We start from the raw sequence: 17,398 nt of genomic DNA, 5'->3' as shown, positions 1-17,398 counted from the left end.
CCTGTTTTATTTTGCCCTTATAAATCCCTTTCATCTGTGTTCATCTGTGGTTAAAATAGACCCATGCTGAAAATCTACAATACCCTCACCCGCAAAACCGAAGAATTCCAAACCCTCGAACCGAACCTCGTCAAAATGTACGTGTGCGGTGTGACGGTTTATAACGACGCGCATGTTGGCCATGCCATGTCGGCGCTGGTCTTCGATATTATCCGCCGCTACCTTGAGTATCGCGGCTACACCGTCAAGCACGTCATGAACTACACCGACGTGGACGACAAGATCATCAACCGCGCCAAACAGCTTAACGAAGACCCGCTCAAACTGTCACAGCGCTACATCGAAGATTACGCCGCCGACCTCAAGAGTCTGAACGTGCTGCCTGCCACATCCAATCCGCAGGTCAGCAAGACCATGCCGCTCATTATCCAGTTCATCGAAGGGCTGATCCAAAAAGAGCATGCTTATGCCGCCTCCAACGGCGATGTGTACTTCCGCGTTACCAGCGATGATGACTATGGCCGCCTCTCGGGTCGCAAGCTTGATGACATGCAGGCAGGCGCGCGCATCGAAGTCGGTGAAGCCAAGGATCACCCTATGGATTTTGCTTTATGGAAAGCCGCCAAGCCCGGCGAAATCTCATGGGATAGCCCGTGGGGCAAAGGCCGCCCCGGCTGGCACATCGAATGCTCCGCCATGAACCTCGCCGAACTCGGTGAACAGATCGACATCCACGGCGGCGGCAATGACCTCATCTTCCCGCACCACGAAAACGAAATCGCCCAAAGCGAAAGCTACACCGGCAAGGAATTCTCCCGCTACTGGGTCCACAACGGCATGCTGCAACTCGGCGGCGAAAAAATGTCCAAGTCGCTCGGTAACATCATCAGCATCAAGGACTTTTTATCCAAGCGTTCCGCCGATGTCATGCGCATGCTCGTCTTGAACGGGACCTATCGCGCGCCGCTGCTCTTCAATGACGATACCCTCGACGCCGCGGAAAAAAATGTCGAGCGCCTCAAATCCGCCCTGCGGCCTGCCTCTGCCTCCGCAAAGGGACTCAGCGCCGAAGCACTCTCCACCCTCGCATCCGCCGCGGACTCAGCCAAAGCCAACTTCACCGAAGCCATGGACAATGACTTCAACACCGCAGGCGCCATCGCCGCCTTGTTCGAACTGAGTAAAGCCATCAACACGGCTCGCGATAATGGCGCAACCAGTGACCAGCTCAAATCCGCCCAATCCACTTTCAGCGAACTGGCTGCCGTCCTCGGACTCAAACTCGAAGAGAAACAAGGTTCCAGCGAAGTCGAGGCACAAGTCAACGCCCTGATCGCAGAGCGCACCGAAGCCCGCAAACAAAAACAGTGGGCACTCTCTGACCAGCTTCGAGATAAACTTAAAGAACTCGGTGTCACCATCGAAGACAGCAAAGACGGCACGACCTGGAGATGGGGATAAGTCTCGGTAAAGCACAGCGGCACAATATTGTGCCGCTGTTTTGTTAACTCATCTTATGCAGTGTCGTTCTGAGCGACCCCCGCATTGCATCCACAGCGCGGTGCAAGTGAGCGAAGAACCTCGACGCTGAATGCGCATGCTGTTTTATAAATAGAAATTCTTTAACGGTAGGAGTGACCATGCCATCTTTTAGACAAACATTCTGGAAACATTGGTACCAATACCTCAGCGGACGAATCGGCACTGACGCCGTCACCTTCCTCAACTACGGCTACTGGCCGCCGGAAGGCGAAACCCTCCCGCTTGACCCGCAAGATGAAATCAATCGTCCCGCCATTCAGCTCTATCACCACGTCGCTGAGACTTGGCCCCTGGATGGGAAAAATGTCCTCGAAGTCAGCTGCGGACATGGCGGCGGGGCATCCTTCCTCACCCGCTATCATCACCCAGTCTTCTACACCGCCATTGACCAGAATCCCAAGGCCATTGATTTTTGCCACAAAACACACGCCTCCCTAAACATTGACTTCCGCATCGGCGATGCACAGGCACTCGATTTTCCTGAAAACTCCTTCGACGCGGTCATCAACGTGGAAGCATCCCACTGCTACCCAGACCAGAAGGCTTTCTTTGCCTCGGCCAAACGCGTACTCAAGCCAGGCGGACGATTACTGCATGCCGACTTCCGCCCGCGTGACGAACTCTCCCAATGGGAAAAAGACATCACCGCTAATTTCCAGATCGCATCCAAAACGGACATTACCGCACACGTAGTCAGTGCTTTGCAGCGCACGACAGAACGCTTTCGCACTCTCGCTCATCGCCTATCCCCAAAGATCCTGCACCCCATCATGGAAGCCTTCGCTGGCGTGGAAGGTTCCTCCATCTACAACAGTTTCGTCAACGGCGAGCGGGTCTATCTATCTTTTCAACTGGTCAAACCTGCTTAATGTTAGTCCCGTAGGTCGCGTTTCCAAGTGCGACAAACCCCCTCCTAAAAACTTCTGAGATTATGGTCTTGGAAGTTTTTTTGACTCTTACTTTTGCCTTCCAAAAAATCATGCTAAACTTTGCCCATCCCAAAAGGAGTTCCCCATGCCCACACTCTCACTTCCCAAATCAGGCAAAACCAAGGCAGATATTCTCGCATCCATGCGCCGTGCGCGGGATAAAGATGCGCAATGGCAAAACGGGAAAGTCTTCGGCTTGGTCTATCACATCTCGGAAGAGATCGATGACCTGCTCAAAGAAGCCTACACCATGTTCTTCTCGGAGAACGGACTCAACCCCACGGCCTTCCCCAGCCTGAGCAAGTTTGAGAATGAGATCATCGCGATGGCATCCAACCTGTTGGGTGGCGATGACAAAGTGGCGGGCACGATGACTTCAGGCGGCACCGAGTCCCTGCTGATGGCGGTCAAGACCGCGCGCGATTATGCGCGTGCAAAGCGCGGCATTACGAACCCTGAGATCATTCTTCCCAGCACCGCCCACCCCGCGCTCGATAAGGCGGGCGAATATTTCAACGTGCGCATGATTCACATTCCCGTGCGTGATGATTTCCGCGCCGATGTGGAAGCCACGCGCCGCGCCATCACGCCGAACACCATCATGCTGGTCGGCTCGGCTCCGTCGTATCCGCATGGCGTGGTCGATCCGATTCGTGAACTCGCCGCGCTGGCGCAGGAACACGGTCTGCTCTTTCACACGGATGCCTGTGTGGGCGGCTTCATGCTGCCCTTCGTCCGCAAGTTGGGATACCCCGTGCCTGATTTTGACTTCAACGTCCCGGGCGTGACTTCCATCTCAGCGGATTTGCACAAGTACGCCTACGCCGCCAAACCCGCCTCCCTCGTTCTTTATCGGACCTCGGAACTGCGCCGCCATCAAATGTTTGTCTCCACCGACTGGCCGGGCGGCATATACCCGTCGGCTGGCATGGCTGGCTCGCGCCCCGGCGGACCCGTCGCTGCAGCTTGGGCTTTGCTCAATTATTTGGGTGAAGATGGTTACCTTGAGATCACCGATATCGTCATGCGCACAGCGAAGATATTTCAAGATGGCATCAATGCGATTCCCGGTTTGAAGGTGTTGAGCAACCCTGAGATGAGCGTCTTCGCCATCGCATCTGATTCCATGGATGTGTACGAACTCGCCGATGAACTTGCCCTGCGCGGCTGGCATTTGGACAGACAGATTTTTCCCCCGTCGTTGCATGTGACTGTGAATTACGTCCATGCGCAGGCGGGCGGCGGAGTTTCTCACAGATTTGGCGAATGCCGCAGAAAGAGTCAGCAGGCCCGGGCTAAGAAAGACCGCGACGAAGTTTTTAGTCAAAGCTGCAAACCTGTTGACAAGAGTCCTGCCTGAGGAGACGGTCAGCAATCTGATGAACAAGGCTTCGTCGCTTCTTGGCGGCGGCAGCGGGTTGCCTTCGCGCATGGCGCCGATGTATGGTTTGATCGGCTCCCTGCCGAATCGCGGTGACTTGAAAGAGTTGGTGCTGGATTTGCTGGATAATATCAACACGTACAAAGAATGATTATTTCAATCGGCGGATCATGCGCGTGGCATAAGGGACGTACCCATTCTTTTGCCAGAAGCGGTTGCCGACTTCATTTTTGATTGCCACATTGAGCAGTACATCGATGATGCCGCGTGCGCGAAACCAATCATGGATGTAGTTCAATCCCATTTCGCCGATGCCCTGCCCACGATATGCCGCGCTTACAAAGAATTGCGTGATGTAGCCCTTGCGAGTCCACTCGGGCATGTAGGCATGTTCAGTGACATCGAAGGCGAGTCCGTAGCCGATGGGTTGGCCGTCATCGAAGATCAAAAAGGTGAGCATGGTTTCTTCGCCGAGATGTTTGATCATGAATTCCCTGAACCGCCTGGATGATGTCGTGTCGTTGTGATGCGCGGATAATCCATCGCGGAGTTTGCACAGATCATCCAGCAGGGGAGAATCTTTGGCGTTGATTTGGGTGATGATGAACTCTCTTTTCATGTTAAAAATTATACATTCACAGAAGACTTGTTTCTCATGTAAAATCAACCCATCATGAAAGAACTTATCTATTCCCGCAATGCAGTATACGAAGCCCTGCGCGCAAAACGCAGACAGGTATTTTCAATCGAGATCGCCGAAGGGGTGCAGGAAAAAGGGCGCCTGGCTGATATTTTGAAAATGGCGCAGCAGCAGAAGATCAGGGTCAGCCGCGTGCCGCGTCCCAAGCTGGATAAGGTGCATCAGAATAATCAGGGCATCGTGGCCGAGGTGGATCAATATCCGTACTCGGATGTGATCGAAATATTGGAACGCGCGAAGGGGGAACTGCCTTTTGTGCTGATGCTCGATTCCCTGCAAGACCCGCAGAACTTCGGCACGCTCATCCGCACTGCCGAGGCGCTTGGCGTGCATGGCGTGGTCATTCCCACCGCCCGCTCTGTGGAGGTCACTCCCGCCGTGGTCAACGCATCCTCTGGCGCGAGCGAGCACATGCTCATCGCGCAGGCGAATCTGTCCCAGACAATTGACGCGCTCAAAGATAATGATATTTGGATCGTCGGACTGGATCAAGCTGGGGCGGAGGTTGAAGCGGGATCTCGTCATCTGAAAGGCGCATTGGGACTCGTCGTCGGCTCAGAGGGCGACGGGCTGCATGATCTCGTCCGAAAGAAATGCGACATCGTTTTGAAGCTCCCCATGAAAGGCAAGATCGAATCCCTCAACGCCGCTGTCGCTGGCTCTGTCGCTTTGTATCTCGCGTATTTATCAAGAAAACCCTAAAGGTCTTTAAGACCTTTAGGGTTTGTGTCTGGAGTAATCATGCCTCAAGCAACCTATCATTTTCCAAAAGGCTTTCTGTGGGGAACGGCAACCGCCTCGCATCAAGTGGAAGGCAACAACACCAACAACAACTGGCACGCGTGGGAAGAAGCGGGGCACACCGTCCACAAGTCTGGCCTCGCTGCCGATTGGTGGGGCGGACGCTGGCGCGAAGACTTCGACCGCGCCGCCGAAACGGGACAGAACGCGCATCGCTTCTCGTTGGAGTGGAGCCGCATTCAGCCGACGCCCGATACATGGGATGAGGAAGCCATCGAGAAATACCGCTCCATGCTGCGCGGACTGAAGGAACGCAACATGACGGCTTTGGTTTCGCTGCATCATTTCACCGACCCGCTCTGGGTCACGGAACGCGGCGGCTGGGAAAACCCCGAGATCGTCGGCCTCTTCGAAAAGTTCACCCGCAAAGTGGTGGATGCGCTCAAGGAATACAACACGCTATGGTGTACGATCAACGAACCGAACGTCTACACTTTGAGTGGATACGTGCAAGGCGTATTCCCGCCAGGGAAGAAAGACATCAGGTTATCCATGCGTGTGCTTGGCAACATGGTGCGCGCACATGCCGCTGCGTACCGCGCCATTCATGAGTTGCAACCCGAAGCCCGTGTGGGCTATGCCCTGCACTACCGCCCGATGGTTCCGCGTTTGAGCTGGTCACCGCTCGATAGACTCATGCGCAACATCCGCTACGAGGGACTCAACATGGGCTTTCCCTCTGCCATTTCAACGGGCATCATGCGTTCGCCAGTCGGCAGTCAGAACATCCCCTGAGGCCAAAGGCACGCAGGATTATTTTGGACTGAACTATTACTCCGTGGACACGGTGTGGTTCGATCTCTTCAAGCCTGGCGAATTATTCTCGAACAGCGGCTATCCCAAAGACGCGGACATGAGCGACACGAACTTCCTCGCCAATATCCCCGAAGGTATCTTCAACTCCATCAAATGGATCGAGCGCACCTATCCAAACACGCCCATCATCATCACCGAAAACGGCGTGGAAGATTCTGATGATCACATGCGTCCGCGCTATCTTGCCCAGCATTTGCATCAAGTCTGGCGCGCATGTAATTTCAACTGGCCTGTGAAGGGGTATTTCCACTGGTCACTCGTGGACAACTTTGAATGGGAGTTTCGCCTGGAAGTATCGCTTCGGCCTGTGGGGTCTTGACCTCGACACCCAAAAGAGAATCCGCCGCCCGAGTGTGGATTTCTACGCCGAGATCTGCAAAGAGAACGGCATCTCCTCCGACATGGTGCAGAAGTATTGCCCTGAGGTGTTTGATAAATTGTTTCCATCGTAGATAAGTAATAAGTTGAGAAGTGAAAAGTAATAAGTGACTGGCGCATGGAGAGCAATCTCTGTGCGCTGTTTTTTTAACTTCCGCCATAGAGACAGAGTTTTTCTGTCTTCTCCGTGCCTCCGTGTCTCCGTGGTTGCTTTGACTTTCGACCTTCGACCTTTGACTTTCAACCCTTTACTTCTCACTTTTTACTCCCACCCTCCCCATGATAAAATTCTTCCATGACCCACGCTGAACAGATCGCATCCCAACTCAATGTCAAGCCGTCGCAAGTTACGGCAGTTATCAACTTAATAGACGAAGGCAACACCGTCCCGTTTATTGCCCGCTACCGCAAGGAAATGACAGGCTCGCTCGACGACGAACAGATCCGCATCATCGCCGATGAACTCCTTCGCCTGCGCGGACTCGACGAACGCCGAGTTTCCATCCTTGCCTCCATCGAAGAGCAGGGCAAACTCACCGACGAACTCCGCGAGAGCATCAACGCCGCCGTCACCATGACCGCGCTCGAAGACCTGTACGCGCCCTACAAAAAGAAACGCCGCACCCGCGCCATGGTCGCCCGTGAAAAGGGACTGGAACCACTGGCCGAATTAATTCTCAAGCAATCCACCAGCGGCTCCCCTGAAAAACTCGCCAAGAAATATCTCAACGACCAGGTTGCGAATATCGAAGAAGCCTTGCAAGGCGCGCGTGACATCGTCGCTGAAATGATCAGCGAAAATGCCAACGTCCGCGCCGCGACTCGTGAGAAGGCGCTCAAGTTTTCCACCGTCCATTCTGTGAAGATCGCAGACGCAGCCGATGAAAAGCGTGTGTACGAAAGCTATTACGATTTCTCCATGCGCGTGGACAGACTCCAACCGCATCAAATCCTCGCGCTCACTCGCGGCGAAAAGGAAGGCATCCTGCGCGTGCGTGTGGATGTCCCCGAACGTGACTGGCTCAACGCCGTTCAATCTGAATTCGAGCAGGACATCATCAGTCCCTTCGCCGATCAACTCGCGCTCGCCATTCAAGATTCCGCCGAGCGTCTTTTGCTCCCCGCCATCGAACGCGATGTCCGCCGTGAAAAAGGCGAGGTCGCCGACAACCACGCCATTCAAGTCTTCGCCACCAACCTGCGCGCCCTGCTCGGACAAGCTCCGCTTGCGAATCAAGTTGTCCTCGGCCTCGACCCTGGCTTCCGCACAGGCTGCAAAGTCGCCGTCGTGGACGCCACTGGCAAACTGCTCGACACAGGCACGATCTATCCGCACGAGCCGAAGAACGATTGGAAGGGTTCGATCAACACCCTGCAGGATATGATCAACCGCCATCACGTCACGCTCATCACCATCGGCAACGGCACCGCCTCACGCGAAACGGAAAAGCTCGCCGCCGAATTAACCAAGAACGCACCGCAAACAAAATATCCTTCCCCAATCGTCAATGAAGCGGGCGCATCGGTCTATTCCGCGTCATCTCTTGCCCGCGCTGAATTCCCCGATCTCGATGTCACCATCCGCGGCGCGGTATCCATTGCCCGCCGCGCGCAAGACCCGCTCGCTGAACTCGTCAAGATCGATCCCAAGTCCATTGGCGTGGGCATGTATCAGCACGATGTCGATCAAACCGCGCTCACGCACGCCCTCGACGGCGTCGTCGAAAGCGTGGTCAACAGCGTCGGCGTGGATGTCAACACCGCCAGCTCCGCGCTGCTCACGCATGTCGCGGGCATCGGCCCCAAACTCGCCACCAACATCGTCACGCATCGCGACGCGAACGGCCCCTTCAAATCCCGCACCGCATTGAAGAAGGTCGCTGGGCTTGGCCCGAAGGCTTTTGAACAGGCAGCAGGCTTCATGCGGATTCGAAATGGGGCGAACCCGTTGGATGAATCAGCGATCCATCCAGAATCCTACGCGATAGCAGAATCCATTCTCGCTCGCGCCGCGCTGACAGTTGATTCGTCCATCCCAGACAGAATCGCCGCCTTGGAATCCCTCACCGCAAAAACCTCCCTCGAAACATTAGCCGCCGAACTCGAATGCGGCGTACCCACACTGAAAGACATCCTCGAACAACTCGTCCGCCCAGGCCGTGACCCGCGCTCCGATACCCCCGCTCCCATCCTGCGCTCCGATGTGCTCAAAGCCGAAGACCTGCTGACAGGTATGCAGCTCAAAGGCACCGTCCGCAACGTAGTGGACTTCGGCGCCTTCATAGACATCGGCGTCAAGCAGGATGGTCTTCTGCATAAATCCCAAATCCCGAACGGCACCGTCCTCAAAGTGGGCGACATCATCGACGTAGAGATCCAAAAGATCGAAACCGAACGCGGACGCATCGGCCTGGGTTGGGTAAAGTAACGCGAGATAATATCTCGCGCAACGCCATGCAACTCCCTGACTCCTTCATCTCCACTATAAAAAACGTCTACAAAAAGGACGGCGAGAATTTTCTCGCTGTCCTTCCTTCTTTAAGGCGCGGTTTTTTACTGTTGGAAAGACTCAAGCCCGGCAAGATGCTCGTTGAACTCGAAGACGATGACGAACGCACGCTCATCGCCGCCGAGGTGATGAGCAAGCTATGGCGTGAAGTTCCGAATGAAAATAAATTTATAAAATTATCGAATTGGTTCAACGGATTAAAGAAAATTCGTCCACACTTTGACGGCGGGTTGGGACCGTTTCCAAAAGTTCTTTTGGAGAAAGTCGAATCATTTTTACCTGAGTTATTTGCCGATACCGATGTGAAATTAATGCACGGCGATTTTCATCACTATAATATTCTTTCCTCTGAACGCGGCTGGCTCGTTATTGACCCAAAGGGAGTCATCGGGCCGGCGGGGTATGAGATAGGTCCGCTCATGCTCAACCCATGGGACAGCATTTTCGGACGGAATCAGTTTCCAGGTGCAGGCAAAGAGGCGGGTGAGCATCCTCGCGGAGAGATTAGGCTGGGAGCGGGAAAAAATTATTCACTGGGCAACTGCTCATGCCGTCCTGTCCGCATGGTGGAGCATTGAAGATAATATGGAAGAGGATAATGCCATTCAATGCGCGGAAATATTTGCTCAACTTAAATGAAAAACCTCCCGAGGGAGGTTTTGTTTTTAATCTTCTGCGGCGCGCGCCACTTCATCGGGCTCGAAAACCACTTCTTCTTTTCCGACAAGTTTATCTTCGACCTTGGCGATGATCAAGCGCAGGTGACCGGAATGCGCCACGTAATCGAGATCGTCGCAGGGGACAGCCAATACGGGGCAGAGTGTGAAATTTTCGATCCATGATTCGTACAGGTCATTTAAGTTTTGTAAATATTCGGGCGCAATGGTGCGCTCGTAGGTGCGTCCGCGTGAGTTGATGCGGTTTAACAGCGTGGGCACGGAAGCACGCAAATAAATGACGAGGTCGGGCGGCGGCAGGAACTGCACGGCGGTTTCGTACAACTCGCGATACGTTCGATAATCGCGATCCTGCATGTTGCCCTGGTCGTACAAATTCTGCGCGAAAATTTCGGCGTCTTCATATACGCTGCGATCTTGAATCACTGAACTGGGATGCTGGGCAAGCCCCATGTGCGAGCGCAGACGATGGGTGAGAAAGAATACCTGCGAGTGAAACGCCCATGCAGACATGTTCTGGTAAAAATCTGCGAGATAGGGATTCTCAGTGACGGGTTCGTAGAACGGTTCCCAGCCCATTTCGTTGCACAACATTTTTACAAGCGTGGATTTCCCCACACCGATATTTCCAGCAATGGCTACAAACTTTTTCATGTGTCCCTCTCAGGGAATTTTTTGATTTTTTGTTCGGCTGTGATGATACCAAAAAGAAAAAGAGTTCACGGAAATTTTAAGAACTCCGTGAACTCTGCTTGTTTTAGTGAGCCGATTTTTTAGGGGATTTCTCCGGCCAGTTCCTTTTCGATGATCTGCTGGAAATTTGTCAGCGGCTGGGCGCCTACAATGGCCAGCCCGTTGACGAAGAAAGTCGGCGTGGACTGCACACCGAGGTTGATGGCAAAATCCATGTCGCCTTGAATTTCCGCATCATGGCTGCCACTGGAAAGACAGGCGGTGAATTTTTCAGTATCCAGCCCAAGATCAGCGGCGTAGCGGATGTAGGTTTCCTCATCCAATTGCTCGCTGCTGAATAGTTTTTCGTGATAATCCCAATAGGCATTCTGATCATTGGCACAAAGGGATGCAACCGCAGCGGGCATCGCATTCGGGTGAATGGAGGTAAGCGGTAAATTACGATATACAAAACGGATCTGGCCGGGGTAGGCATCCAACAAAGACTGGTAGGTTTCATCGTGGAAGCGGCGGCAGAACGGGCATTGGAAATCGCTGAATTCGACGACCACAATCGGCGCATCATCCGGGCCGAGGCTGGGGAAGCCCGCGGTGGGAATATCATACCGTTGATATTGCGGAGCCTGCTGTGCAGCGGGAGCCTGTGCCACAGGAGCCGCTGCCTGTTGTTGAGTCACAGCAGCGGTTGCGCCTGAGCCGGGTCCCCAGGCTACATAACCAACAAGTACGCCAACGGCAAATGCCAGCACGACCAGTACCGAATAAAAATGGCTTTTCTTAAAAGTGATGGTCTCTTCGGGTTCCTGCTGAATGACAGCAGGGGTTTCCACGACGTCTTCTTCGTCGTCGTCGTTATCAAGGATGGGAATGGATTTTTTAGGTTTGGTAGTCATACATGGCATTATAGTCTTTCCAGACATTTTGTGGAAAGGACTTAAGTTTGCCTAAGATTCACTTTTACCCAAGACATTGCGCAGGCAGAATATTTGTTCTATAATAAAACAAAGGATCAATCGTCATGTTTTTCGAAATTCACCAACCTTCATTTCCACTGAATGACTTTCTCGACAGTATGCTTTACTTTGGCGGCATGCGCCCGCCACACGCTCTGGACAGATTTCTACCCGATGGAAATACGGAACTCATCATTGACCTGTCGGATGAACCCCAGCATATTTACGATATATGACACGCTGAAAATCGTTCAATCCTGCCGCCATGTCTGGGTCAGCGGGGTGCGAACCCGCCCCATCACCATCCCTTCAGGCAGGGAAAGCAGGATGCTGGTGGTGGCCTTCAAAAAGGGAATGGCGCGTCCTTTTTATCCGTTTCCGATGAACGAACTGACCGATTCAGTCGTCATGGCTGATCTAGTCTTTGGCAGGAGTATTCTCAGTTTGCGCGAAAGACTGCTTACCGCCCATTCACCACAGGAAATGTTCCAACTGGTTGAATTGTTTCTGCTGAACATCGCCGGGGATAAACTTTACGAAAGCACGAAATCCAACTGCGTTAAATATGCGGTGACCAGCATGCTACACCAGCCAACTTTGTTCAACTTCAAAAAACTGGGCGAACAGATTGGGTATTCCCAAAAGCACTTCATAGACCTGTTCAAGGGCAGGTCGGTGTGCCGCCAAAACAATATCTCAAGATCGCCCGTTTTCAAAAAGCGATCGAAACGATAGAAAACAATCAATTCATTCAATGGAGTGGAGTTGCCATGGACAGCGGTTTTTACGATCAGGCACACTTCATCAATAATTTCAAGGAATTTTCAGGATTCACCCCCAATGAGTACATCAAAAGGAAGGCATCCACGCTGAACTATGTTCCAGTGAATTAATGTAAATTTTCTCCAATACACCCAGGCGCGATTTATGTAAGATTATCTCCAAAAAGACAAAGGAGAAATCTCATGGAAAACCTGTATATTAATCACGCCGCTGTTCTTGTTTGCGCCATTTTCAATCTGGCGCTGGGCGCATTGTGGTATTCGCCCGTTCTGTTTTACAAAACCTGGCTGGCTGAAACAAAACTGACCGAAGACCAACTCGCAAAGCAAAACCCTGCCAGGACCTATGGTCTTGCCTTTCTGTTTTCACTGCTAATCTCGTACAACCTGGCCTTCTTCCTCGGTGATGCGAATACCAACGCAGCCTGGGGCGCGGCGGCAGGTTTTCTGGCTGGCTTCGGTTTTGCGGCCCTGATCTTTGCGGTCATTGCCCTCTTTGAACAGCGCTCGTGGAAATATATTTTCGTCAACGGCGGCTTCATCACGATGTATTTTACGGTTATCGGATTTATACTCGGGATATGGCGCTAGAAAATAATATTGTGTGTAGATCTTTAGAAAGAAGAGAATGATGTATCAATTTGTATCAACATTTCATATGGTGTCCGCTGTCTCAGCTTTGATCTTTGGCGCATGTGTACTGATTGCCCCGCAAAGGGACGTCTGCACAAACAACTGGGGTATGCCTACTTTTCAACATGCTGGGACTCAACATCACTGCGCTTTTATTTATCAACTCACGGGTCACTTGGACCTTTCATGGTGCAGCGTTGGCAAGTTTGCTCACCCTGCTGGCTGGATTCATCCCCGCCTATCTTCGCCTTCCTCATGGACGCTGGCTTGAATTTCACTATGAATTCATGAATTGGTCGTATGTGGGGTTGATCGCGGCGGGAGTATCAGAAGCTGCCACCCGCCTGCCTTCTGCACCGTTCTGGCCTGCGGTGGTCGCCAGCATGTTCGCTGTCTTTTTGTTGGGAGGAATATTAATCTCCCGAGGTCGGGGAAAACGTGTGTTCAATTTACAAACGTCCGTGATTCGATCCGATGCGCCTGTGAACTGGTTGACTGCCTTCAAGCGAAGGCGCACAGCCTGTCATTAACTTTGAGACCCTATAAAAAGCTGATTTATGAGTAGCCTTGATAAAGCCATTCAAACCCAAATCAACAACATCCAAAAGAAAACCGGCAAGTCCCTTGCAGAGTTGGCCGCCATCGCAAAGAAAAGCGGATTGAGCAAACACGGCGAACTCCGCGACATGTTCAAGGAAAAACTTGGGCTGGGGCACGGCGATGCGAACGCGCTCGTTCATGCAATCTTTGAATCTGACGGCACACGCGCCGCGGAAGGCAAAAACGAAGATGCCGTGCTTGATGAAATTTATTCAGGCGCGAAGGCGGGCTTCCGCCCCATTCACGAAAAACTGATGAAAGAGATCAACAAGTTTGGCGAATTCGAGATCGTCCCCAAAAAAGGATATGTCAGTTTGCGCCGCAAAAAACAATTTGCCATGATCGGTCCAAAGACCAACACGCGTTTCGAGGTTGGCATTAACGCGAAGGACTTCAAACAAAATGCCCGCCTGCTGGAACAGCCCAAAGGAAGCATGTGCAACTACATCGTTAATGTCAGTGACGCGCGTGAAGTCGATGCGGAACTTGTCGCGTGGCTCAAATCCGCATTTGAAGGAGCAGAATAACTCATGGATGCAATGATCAAGCAGGAAGATTTTCTAAATAATCTGATGGCGCTGCTCGACGAAACATTCGACAACACCCACGGCATTTACCTCGACAAAGACACGTCTCTTTTTCGGACCCTTGAAACTGTTTCGGCGGAAGAAGCATCGATTCCCGTTGGCGGAAAATGCGCCTCGCTCGCCGCGCAGGTTGCCCACGTGAGCTTTTATCTGGAAGTGCTCGAACGCTATGTGGTGCAGCACGACACCAGCCGCGCAGATTGGGGCGAAGTCTGGCGCACGGTGGAAAAGGTCACGCCCGAAGAATGGGCCGCCTCTAAAACAAGCTGCGGGGAGCCTATCAACGCATTTCAAACTTGTTCCGCGAGAACCCCGTTTGGAACGAAGACTCAATCGGCGGCTCGCTCGCTGTAGTGGTGCATACCGCTTATCATCTTGGCGAGATCCGTCAGGCACTTTGTGTGTTGAAAAATAATATGAGGATGAAATGGAACGGCTGATTTTTGTGGCAAAATAGCCTCATGAATCAATCTCTCATCATTCAAAAAACAGCCGATTACATCAAACAGGAATTCTCCGACGATTCCTCAGGCCACGATTGGTGGCACATCTACCGCGTGTGGAAAAACGCCGTCACCATCTGCGAACACGAAAAAGCGGATTTGTTCATCGTGGAACTTGCCGCGCTTCTTCACGATCTCGACGATTGGAAATTCAACGACTCAGGCGATGAAACCCCGCTTCGCGCCAAAGCCTGGCTTGATTCGTGCAATGTGGACATTTCCATTGCCGATAAAGTGTGCGAGATCATCATGCACATTTCCTACAAAGGCGCAGGCGTGGAAAATAAAATGAAAAGTCTCGAAGGCTTCATCGTGCAGGATGCCGACAGACTCGATGCCATCGGCGCCATCGGCATTGGCCGTGCCTTCGCCTACGGCGGCTACAAAAACAGACCGATGTACGATCCCGAGTCCGCGCCGCAAATGCACGCCACCTTTGAACAATACAAGAACAGCAAAAGCGCCACGATCAATCACTTTTACGAGAAATTGCTATTGCTCAAAGATATGATGAATACTGCAACCGCAAAAAAAATAGCAGAACAGCGGCATGAGGTCATGCTCCGCTTTCTTGATCAGTTTATGAACGAGTGGGAAGGAAAAGACATAACATAATTTAAAAAAACGCCGCCGGGAATAATCCCGGCGGCGTTTTCATTCTTCAAAGTTTTATCTCGCCAGCACCTTGGCCATATGGTAATACTCCATATTGACCTTGCGCTTGTTGGTGATTACATCCAAAAGCGGAATGAAATCCACGCCCTTGCCTTTGAGGCCGGTCATCACGCCATGCTGACCTTCCACCAGCGCTTCAACCGCTTTCACGCCCATACGGGAAGCGAGCAAACGATCATACGCAGTCGGCGAGCCGCCGCGTTGAATATGACCGAGAATGGTCATGCGTGTTTTAAAGCCCAGATCGAGCGTGTCAATTTTTTCCACCAGATCCGTGGTGCTGATGGCGGAACCTTCGGCGTTGATGATGATCGCGTGTGTCTTGCCGCGCTGATAGGCATATTCCACCGCTGTGGCAACTTCCTCGCCGGTAACAGGCACTTCAGGAATCAAGACCATCTCCGCGCCGCAAACGATGCCGGCCATCACCGCGAGGTAACCGCTGTTGCGTCCCATGGTTTCGATCACAAACGCACGCTGATGTGATGAGGCGGTATCGCGCAGTTTATCCACGGCTTCCATAATGGTGTTCATGGCTGTATCTGTGCCGATGGAAATGTTCGTACCCCAGATATCGTTATCGATACTGCCGGGCATGCCGATCACCTTCACGCCTTTTTGGGAGAGCGCATACGCGCCGTTCATTGACCCTTCACCGCCGATCACGATCAGCGCATCCATGCCGGCTTCGTTCATCTTGCGGATCGCGTCGCGCTGGCCCGCTGGTTCCTGAAAACGCTTGCTGCGGCTGGTGAGCAAAATGGTTCCGCCGCGCTGCAAAATACCGCCCACTGAACGTGCATCCATTGGGGTGAATTCGCCGTTGATCAAGCCTTCGTATCCGTGACGAACTCCGATGACATTCATATTGTTGGTCAATGCTGTTCGCACCACGGCGCGGATCGCGGCATTCATGCCGGGCGCATCACCGCCGGAAGTTAATAACCCTACTGTAAATTTATCTGCCATTGTCTGTTTCTTTCCTAATTTGATAATTGTCAAAATCGCGGGCTACTACGGTTTTTGGAAAAATGGATTGCGCTTCCGCGATCACATCTTTTTCACGGTAACGGCGCGAAATATGAGTAAGAATTAGCCTCTTAACCCCCGCTTTGATGGCGAGTTCCGCGCCCATGCGCGCGGTGAGATGAGAGAATTGCTTTGCCATGTCGGCTTCTTCATCCAGATAAGTGGATTCGATCACGAGCGCATCGGCATCCTTGCAAACTTCGAGCAGGTTGTCGGTTCTGCCGGAATCCCCTACAAGGACGAGTTTACTGCCTTTTTCCCACGCCCCCAGCACATCGTCAGGTTTGATGCGCGTGCCATCGGCGAGGACGATCTCTTTTCCATCGACCAAATCACGGCGTTCAGGTCCGAATGGCACGCCGAGTTCATCCGCTTTTTGCGAGAGGAAAGGCCGGCGGGGTTTCTCTTCAAAAATATATCCGAGGCAATCGGGTCCACGATGCGTAACCGGGAAAGCCGTAACGGTAAAATCTTCGGCATCGAAGATCACACCGGGTTTGATCTCTTTGAGCACCAGCGGCATGGGCGGCTGGTTGCCGCGCAGAACTACATCATAAAGAAGCGTGCGCACGCGTTCAAGCGTGCTGTGCCCGCCGTAGATCTCAAGTTCTTCAATGGCTTCCCAGCGCAAAAAAGTGGACAGCAAACCACCCAGCCCGAGGATATGATCAAGGTGGCCGTGCGTCAACAGAATACGAGTCAGGCGTTTGAAGCCGATACCCGATTGAAGGATCTGCCTCTGTGTGCCTTCGCCGCAATCGACGAGGAACCGGTATTCGTTATGGGAAATGATCTGTCCCGAAAGCCCGCGTTTCGCAGAAGGCGCGGAGGCAGATGTGCCAAGAAAAAGTATTTCGAACAAGTTTAATTCCTCAGGAAAATTTATTGAAAAACCCGGGTTTCACCGGGGAAGGGAAAAGCGTAACAATAAATGACGATTAAACCCTGCAATTGTACCTTAAAGAAAAGCATCTCTCACGCCCGGCAGACATGAAAACCCATATTGCAAAAGACATCACCACAAAGGTCACGGAGTACACAGAGATTTTGTTTCTCCGTGGCCTCTATGTATTCCGTGGTTAAATCTTTTGGCAAGCCTGCGGTTAGCCAGAAGCGCCTCAAAAGATAACAGACCATTTGTGCTATAATCTTTTCGAAATCATCACATAGCATTACAAGGTATAAAGGATGGGAACACAGCATCCTCCCC

The 17,398-nt window shown here is 52.4% G+C and carries 22 protein-coding genes; 17 read left to right on the top strand and 5 right to left on the bottom strand.

What is annotated here, in order from left to right; translation table 11 throughout:
• Positions 1–63: 63 nt before the first annotated feature.
• The 4 genes from cysS to IPI86_RS01530 all read left to right on the top strand — a co-directional run bounded on the left by cysS (position 64) and on the right by IPI86_RS01530 (position 4,003).
• Positions 64–1,461, top strand: a complete 1,398-nt coding sequence (gene cysS / locus IPI86_RS01545; protein ID WP_345296215.1) for a cysteine--tRNA ligase — start codon at positions 64–66, stop codon at positions 1,459–1,461.
• Positions 1,462–1,640: 179 nt separating this feature from the next.
• A complete protein-coding gene (locus IPI86_RS01540) occupies positions 1,641–2,411 on the top strand; it encodes a class I SAM-dependent methyltransferase (protein WP_345296214.1) in 771 nt (256 codons plus the stop codon).
• A gap of 145 nt (positions 2,412–2,556) precedes the next feature.
• The gene (locus IPI86_RS01535) at positions 2,557–3,831 is read left to right on the top strand and encodes an aspartate aminotransferase family protein (RefSeq protein WP_345296213.1); all 1,275 of its coding nucleotides are present in this window, start codon (positions 2,557–2,559) and stop codon (positions 3,829–3,831) included.
• A 19-nt stretch (positions 3,832–3,850) separates the two neighbouring features.
• The gene (locus tag IPI86_RS01530; RefSeq protein ID WP_345296212.1) at positions 3,851–4,003 is read left to right on the top strand and encodes a hypothetical protein; all 153 of its coding nucleotides are present in this window, start codon (positions 3,851–3,853) and stop codon (positions 4,001–4,003) included.
• On the opposite strand, the gene IPI86_RS01525 is transcribed toward IPI86_RS01530, so the two are convergent.
• Positions 4,004–4,471 carry a GNAT family N-acetyltransferase gene (locus tag IPI86_RS01525; protein WP_345296211.1) on the bottom strand — a complete coding sequence of 156 codons (468 nt, stop codon included), beginning with the start codon at positions 4,469–4,471 and terminating at the stop codon, positions 4,004–4,006.
• A gap of 54 nt (positions 4,472–4,525) precedes the next feature.
• Between IPI86_RS01525 and rlmB the strand changes: the two genes are divergently transcribed.
• The 5 genes from rlmB (at position 4,526) to IPI86_RS01500 (ending at position 9,634) form a co-directional block, all read left to right on the top strand.
• A complete protein-coding gene (gene rlmB / locus IPI86_RS01520) occupies positions 4,526–5,254 on the top strand; it encodes a 23S rRNA (guanosine(2251)-2'-O)-methyltransferase RlmB (RefSeq protein WP_345296210.1) in 729 nt (242 codons plus the stop codon).
• A gap of 39 nt (positions 5,255–5,293) precedes the next feature.
• Entirely contained in the window at positions 5,294–6,088 is a 795-nt protein-coding gene (locus IPI86_RS01515; RefSeq protein ID WP_345296209.1) for a family 1 glycosylhydrolase, read from the top strand.
• The gene (locus IPI86_RS01510) at positions 5,982–6,488 is read left to right on the top strand and encodes a family 1 glycosylhydrolase (RefSeq protein ID WP_345296428.1); all 507 of its coding nucleotides are present in this window, start codon (positions 5,982–5,984) and stop codon (positions 6,486–6,488) included. The genes IPI86_RS01515 and IPI86_RS01510 overlap by 107 nt, the downstream gene beginning before the upstream one ends.
• A gap of 354 nt (positions 6,489–6,842) precedes the next feature.
• The gene (locus IPI86_RS01505) at positions 6,843–8,975 is read left to right on the top strand and encodes a Tex family protein (protein WP_345296208.1); all 2,133 of its coding nucleotides are present in this window, start codon (positions 6,843–6,845) and stop codon (positions 8,973–8,975) included.
• Positions 8,976–9,001: 26 nt separating this feature from the next.
• Positions 9,002–9,634 (top strand): aminoglycoside phosphotransferase family protein, encoded by a 633-nt coding sequence (locus tag IPI86_RS01500; RefSeq protein ID WP_345296207.1) that lies wholly within the window; start codon positions 9,002–9,004, stop codon positions 9,632–9,634.
• Positions 9,635–9,721: 87 nt separating this feature from the next.
• On the opposite strand, the gene IPI86_RS01495 is transcribed toward IPI86_RS01500, so the two are convergent.
• Positions 9,722–10,387, bottom strand: a complete 666-nt coding sequence (locus IPI86_RS01495) for a deoxynucleoside kinase (RefSeq protein WP_345296206.1) — start codon at positions 10,385–10,387, stop codon at positions 9,722–9,724.
• A 119-nt stretch (positions 10,388–10,506) separates the two neighbouring features.
• Positions 10,507–11,328 (bottom strand): DsbA family protein, encoded by an 822-nt coding sequence (locus tag IPI86_RS01490; protein ID WP_345296205.1) that lies wholly within the window; start codon positions 11,326–11,328, stop codon positions 10,507–10,509.
• 116 nt (positions 11,329–11,444) lie between these two features.
• Here IPI86_RS01490 and IPI86_RS01485 point away from each other — a divergent pair, with 116 nt between their 5' ends.
• From IPI86_RS01485 to IPI86_RS01450, 8 genes are all read left to right on the top strand, one after another.
• The gene (locus IPI86_RS01485; RefSeq protein ID WP_345296204.1) at positions 11,445–11,615 is read left to right on the top strand and encodes a hypothetical protein; all 171 of its coding nucleotides are present in this window, start codon (positions 11,445–11,447) and stop codon (positions 11,613–11,615) included.
• Positions 11,587–12,114, top strand: a complete 528-nt coding sequence (locus tag IPI86_RS01480; protein WP_345296203.1) for a DUF6597 domain-containing transcriptional factor — start codon at positions 11,587–11,589, stop codon at positions 12,112–12,114. Before IPI86_RS01485 ends, IPI86_RS01480 begins: the two co-directional genes overlap by 29 nt.
• A complete protein-coding gene (locus IPI86_RS01475) occupies positions 12,057–12,272 on the top strand; it encodes an AraC family transcriptional regulator (RefSeq protein ID WP_345296202.1) in 216 nt (71 codons plus the stop codon). The genes IPI86_RS01480 and IPI86_RS01475 overlap by 58 nt, the downstream gene beginning before the upstream one ends.
• A 72-nt stretch (positions 12,273–12,344) precedes the next feature.
• Positions 12,345–12,752 (top strand): DUF1761 domain-containing protein, encoded by a 408-nt coding sequence (locus IPI86_RS01470; RefSeq protein WP_345296201.1) that lies wholly within the window; start codon positions 12,345–12,347, stop codon positions 12,750–12,752.
• Between the two features lie 167 nt (positions 12,753–12,919).
• On the top strand, positions 12,920–13,324 hold the full coding sequence (locus tag IPI86_RS01465) for a hypothetical protein (RefSeq protein ID WP_345296200.1): 405 nt from the start codon (positions 12,920–12,922) through the stop codon (positions 13,322–13,324).
• Between the two features lie 27 nt (positions 13,325–13,351).
• Positions 13,352–13,921 carry a DUF5655 domain-containing protein gene (locus tag IPI86_RS01460; RefSeq protein ID WP_345296199.1) on the top strand — a complete coding sequence of 190 codons (570 nt, stop codon included), beginning with the start codon at positions 13,352–13,354 and terminating at the stop codon, positions 13,919–13,921.
• Positions 13,922–13,924: 3 nt separating this feature from the next.
• Entirely contained in the window at positions 13,925–14,335 is a 411-nt protein-coding gene (locus IPI86_RS01455; RefSeq protein WP_345296198.1) for a hypothetical protein, read from the top strand.
• A gap of 107 nt (positions 14,336–14,442) precedes the next feature.
• A complete protein-coding gene (locus IPI86_RS01450; RefSeq protein ID WP_345296197.1) occupies positions 14,443–15,099 on the top strand; it encodes an HD domain-containing protein in 657 nt (218 codons plus the stop codon).
• Positions 15,100–15,153: 54 nt separating this feature from the next.
• Here IPI86_RS01450 and pfkA read toward each other — a convergent pair whose 3' ends face one another.
• Positions 15,154–16,128: a 6-phosphofructokinase gene (gene pfkA, locus IPI86_RS01445; protein WP_345296196.1), complete on the bottom strand. Its 975-nt coding sequence runs from the start codon at positions 16,126–16,128 to the stop codon at positions 15,154–15,156.
• Complete coding sequence (locus IPI86_RS01440; protein WP_345296195.1) at positions 16,118–17,050, bottom strand: ribonuclease Z; 933 nt, start codon at positions 17,048–17,050, stop codon at positions 16,118–16,120. Before IPI86_RS01440 ends, pfkA begins: the two co-directional genes overlap by 11 nt.
• Positions 17,051–17,398 lie beyond the last annotated feature (348 nt).

The sequence above is a fragment of the Candidatus Villigracilis affinis genome (assembly GCF_016705895.1).
GTDB classification, from domain to species: Bacteria; Chloroflexota; Anaerolineae; order Anaerolineales; family Villigracilaceae; genus Villigracilis; species Villigracilis affinis.
The sequence above is the reverse complement of the archived record's forward strand: the minus strand, read 5'-3'. Positions and strand labels throughout refer to the sequence as shown.